The 4,269-nt window shown below is 47.8% G+C and carries 5 protein-coding genes; 4 read left to right on the top strand and 1 reads right to left on the bottom strand.

All coding sequences use genetic code 11. The features are described 5' to 3' along the window. Positions 1–103: 103 nt before the first annotated feature. The gene (locus tag ACWVCM_RS09870; RefSeq protein ID WP_455201577.1) at positions 104–670 is read left to right on the top strand and encodes a hypothetical protein; all 567 of its coding nucleotides are present in this window, start codon (positions 104–106) and stop codon (positions 668–670) included. Between the two features lie 48 nt (positions 671–718). On the opposite strand, the gene ACWVCM_RS09875 is transcribed toward ACWVCM_RS09870, so the two are convergent. Continuing rightward, positions 719–1,132, bottom strand: a complete 414-nt coding sequence (locus tag ACWVCM_RS09875) for a c-type cytochrome (protein ID WP_455201578.1) — start codon at positions 1,130–1,132, stop codon at positions 719–721. 586 nt (positions 1,133–1,718) lie between these two features. Between ACWVCM_RS09875 and ACWVCM_RS09880 the strand changes: the two genes are divergently transcribed. The 3 genes from ACWVCM_RS09880 to ACWVCM_RS09890 all read left to right on the top strand — a co-directional run. Then, the gene (locus tag ACWVCM_RS09880) at positions 1,719–2,873 is read left to right on the top strand and encodes a hydrogenase small subunit (protein ID WP_455201579.1); all 1,155 of its coding nucleotides are present in this window, start codon (positions 1,719–1,721) and stop codon (positions 2,871–2,873) included. Between the two features lie 15 nt (positions 2,874–2,888). Then, the gene (gene hybA, locus ACWVCM_RS09885) at positions 2,889–3,896 is read left to right on the top strand and encodes a hydrogenase 2 operon protein HybA (RefSeq protein WP_455201580.1); all 1,008 of its coding nucleotides are present in this window, start codon (positions 2,889–2,891) and stop codon (positions 3,894–3,896) included. Next, positions 3,893–4,269: hypothetical protein (locus tag ACWVCM_RS09890; protein WP_455201581.1), on the top strand; the 377-nt coding region annotated here is incomplete at its 3' end. The genes hybA and ACWVCM_RS09890, both read left to right, overlap by 4 nt.

Here is a 4,269-nt window from a genome sequence, read left to right on the forward strand (position 1 = left end):
CATGGATGAAGATTAGATTCAACTATCAATAACGCTATGTAAGGGAGCGTGAATCGCTCCCTTTTTTTAACCCGGCATGCGTCTATTTGCTTCTATTAATATCGTGACTAATGGATTCCGCCAATCAGGTTTTTCCACGGTAAATTCCCGCCGGTACAATTTTCATCGCTACAATTTACACCGTTACAATTTATACCGTTACTACGTAATACCAATATTGTTATTGTTATTGCTGTTGCCTGTCCTGCCTGCCTGTAAAGAGCAGCAAACGATCTTTCCCCCGGTAATGGATGCGCAAACCAGAGGCTACTGTGGTTCCTGTCATATGGCGTTTCAACCTTCCATGCTACCCGCAGCATCATGGCGTCAAATGATGAAGGAACTGGATAATCACTTTAAGGAAAAAGTTGAATTAAAGCCTGCGGTAATCCAGCATATCACCGATTACCTCGTGGCGAACGCGGGGGACAGTAAAGCAGCTGGAACGGCGGGGCGCATTGCGCTACTGGGGCTGACTCAAAATTCAAATCTGCAGCGCATTACCAATACGCCTTATTTCAAAGACGAACACCGGTTTCTAAAAAACAGGATTCTGGATGAATGGGTAGACTCAGTGGCCAACTGTACAGCCTGTCACGTAGGAGCCTGGGTTGGCGACTACAGGGAATAAACAATACATAAGCGATTGCACGATTAGCGCAGTTTGTTGTTCAGTACATTAGTCTGATAATGTCTTAAGAAACTCAACAATCTGTTTTCGCTCTTCCGCATCTTTCACTTTGATACTTTTCGTTGTACCTGGTAAGAACTTGTTTGCATCTGCAATAAACTGGTCAATTTCTTCGGCGCTCCATACACCGCCTTTATTTAATAAAGCTTTTGAATAGGAGTAGGTTTTCCTGTTTCGCGCTTTGTCTGCGCCAACGATGCCCCAAAGATTGGGTGCGACTCTAAACTTGCCGTTTTTCTCCAGGCTATGGCAAACCACACATCGACCTGCCGGACTATCCAGTCCCCAGGGTTTTTCAGCATATCGAAACTGTTCCTCAGCGGCCATAGCCGTCGTTGCTGTCGATAAACCGACAAGTAGAAGCACAGACACCGCGCTGAATAAATATTTGACGCTTTGCATAATGGTCACCTTTGCCTCGCTATAGCGCTTGTACGCAAAACCTTACAGGGAGTAATTCTCTGTGTATGCGTTGTAAGCAGAATTGATATTCACGTGTTGCTCTCAGGAATATGGCTTTAAATGATAATTGCTTTTACCAATGGGGAAATGATACGCGTCAATGGAATGCCTGATTGCTCGCCGTTATGAGCTAGCAACGACAAGCACAAACTTACCAATTTGATCTTATTGTATTAGTTATGCTGCCTATAATTTTTAACTTATGAAAATTGATGAATTTTGTTAATACAAGTTATTTGTCTAATTGTTCACTTGATATAGATCAATAATGCATCCGGTTGGGGAGCACGCACTTTCCAAAGTTGACCATGGTCAAGAACCACCGGTAACAACTTCTCTATGCTTGTTCGCAATAAGCAATAATAATCTACTTATGCCTATGCGAGTTATGTCATGCTAAGGAATAGCAAGTCAAGTCAAGAACCCAATCCATCCTTAATTTCACCTATGGAGTTGCTGTCATTATTGCCGCGGTTATTGCAGCGCGCAATGAGTAGCAGCCGGTCCGGGTGGGAGGCGAAATAATATGTTAATCAACCGCATGCCGGATCTCACCGGTCTTGATAACGAAGACTCAACCCTCGGTGGTGTAACCCGGCGGGAATTCATGAAGTTCTGTGCTGGAATAGCCGCAACGATGGGCTTGTCATCGACCATGGCTGTCAGGATTGCCGAGGCAGCAACCAGCCCGGGTCGGCCGCCTGTCATATGGGTATCAGCGCAAGCGTGCACCGGTTGTACAGAATCTTTATTGCGTGCAGAACATCCCACACTTGAACAATTAATTCTTGAGTCTATTTCTCTGGATTATCATGAAACACTCAGCGCCGGTGCAGGGCATCAGGCAGAAGCCTATAAACACCACATCATGGAAACCCATAAAGGTAAGTACATACTGGTAACTGATGGATCAATCCCCACCAGGGACGGTGGCATTTACTGCAAGATTGCTGATAGAACTGTTCTGGAAATCGTCCAGGAAGTCGCAGCAGATGCTGCGGCAGTTGTGGCTATTGGTTCCTGTGCTTCATGGGGTGGTATTCCTTCCAGTGGACCCAACCCAACGGATGCAAAGGCAACACATGAGATCATTACGGATAAACCGGTTGTCAACATTCCCGGCTGTCCACCCAATCCTTATAACTTCCTGGCTACCGTGCTTCACTTATTGACCTTTAACAGTTTGCCCGAACTGGATGATAAAGGCCGGCCGAAGTTTGCCTATGGGCGCCTGATTCACGAGAACTGCGAACGCCGGCCTCATTTTGATGCTGGCAGGTTTGCAATAGAGTTCGGCGATGAAGGTCATCGTCGTGGCTGGTGTCTGTATAAGCTGGGTTGTAAAGGACCGGAAACCTATGCCAACTGTCCGGCAGTATTGTTTGGCGACGTTGGACCGGCATCATGGCCAGTTGGTACCGGCCACCCCTGTTTTGGTTGTACCGAGCAGGGCATTGGTTTTCACAAACCTCTCCATGCATTGGCGGATGTTAAAACAGTTGCACCGCCCAATACATTCACCGATATCTTTCAGCCAAAAGGTGAAGGTGTAACAGCGGGAACCGCAGCACTCGCGGCAGGTGTTATCGGCGCCGGTGTTGGTGCTGCTGCTGTTGCAGCAAGCCGTATGGGTAAAGATGACGAATCTTCATCTGGTTCTTCATCAAGCAAAGATGAGTAACAAGAGGACGCAGCGATGAAACGACGAGATTTCCTCAAAGCTGCTACAGTCGGTGCAGGAGCTGCCACGGCAGCTTGCGCGGGAAACGCACACGCAATAATGCGTGATCCACTGGAGATGCCGCCGAAAGCAGTGGGCATGTTGTATGACTCCACATTATGCATCGGCTGTAAAGCATGCATGGTCGCCTGTAAACAGGCTAATGATGTACCGGTTGAGCATACGGCGATGAATGACCTGATGTATGACACACCCCTGGATATCTCGGGTAGCACTTATAATGTCATCAAGGCTTATCGCAATGGCACCATGGCGCAGAAAGATCGCGAGATCGATGGCTATGCGTTTATGAAGCGTCATTGCCTGCACTGTGTTGACCCATCCTGTATCTCAGCATGCCCGGTATCCGCCATGGAAAAGGATGCGGAAACGGGTATTGTGCGTCATTATCCCGATCGTTGTATTGGTTGTCGTTATTGCGTTGCCGGTTGTCCGTTCGGTGTACCAAAGTATCAGTACAATGATGCCTTTGGTGAAATCGCCAAATGTCAATTCTGTTCACACTTGCAGGCCAAGGGGCAAATGCCGGCCTGCTGTGATGTATGCCCAACGGGCGCTTCATTGTTTGGCAATATGGATGACATTATGGCGGAAGCCAAACGCCGACTTGATGCCAGGCCAGGGGACACCTATGTATTCCCGCGCGGTAAACTGGGCGGTGATCGCCCGCCACATGAAGCCGCCATACCTGAGTATCAACCCAATATGTATGGTGATAATGAACTGGGTGGAACCCAGGTCGTTTATTTGTCGGGCGTTCCGTTTGATAAATTAGGCTTGCCTACAGACGTTCCCGATTATGGATATCCGGCAATCACCGAAGGCATACAACATACTTTGTACCAGTGGTTTGCTCTGCCTTTCATTTTATTGACAGGGCTAACTTTCGCGGTTCGCAAAAACACCAGTGAACAGCATAAGGAAGAAGAGAGCAAGGACGCTCCCAGGGAGGATGCATCATGAGCGAACATCAACCCCTGGGAACCCGGCTGTTAACCAAACCCTTTTTGTTCTTTGCGACACTGGCCTTAATTGGATTTGCTGTTATCGCCTATCGTTTTATTTTTGGTATCGGCGCAGTCTCCAATTTAAATGACGGATACCCATGGGGTATCTGGATTGTGTTCGACGTTATGGTCGGTACCGCCTTTGGCTGTGCCGGTTATGCCATGGCGTTGACGGTTTATGTGTTAAACAAAGGTGAATACCATCCACTGGTGCGTCCCGCAGTGCTGGCTGGATTATTTGGTTATACGCTGGCAGGAATGGCGGTTATGGTGGACCTGGGTCGTTACTGGCAGTTCTATACATTGCTACTGCCATGGTACATGCAACC

It is taken from the genome of Kaarinaea lacus (assembly GCF_975902315.1).

Excerpts from the sequence above, each read along its gene's own strand:
- ACWVCM_RS09875 (WP_455201578.1), bottom strand. The coding sequence starts at position 1,132 with ATGCAAAGCGTCAAATATTTATTCAGCGCGGTGTCTGTGCTTCTACTT.
- ACWVCM_RS09880 (WP_455201579.1), top strand. The coding sequence starts at position 1,719 with ATGTTAATCAACCGCATGCCGGATCTCACCGGTCTTGATAACGAAGAC.
- hybA (WP_455201580.1), top strand. The coding sequence starts at position 2,889 with ATGAAACGACGAGATTTCCTCAAAGCTGCTACAGTCGGTGCAGGAGCT.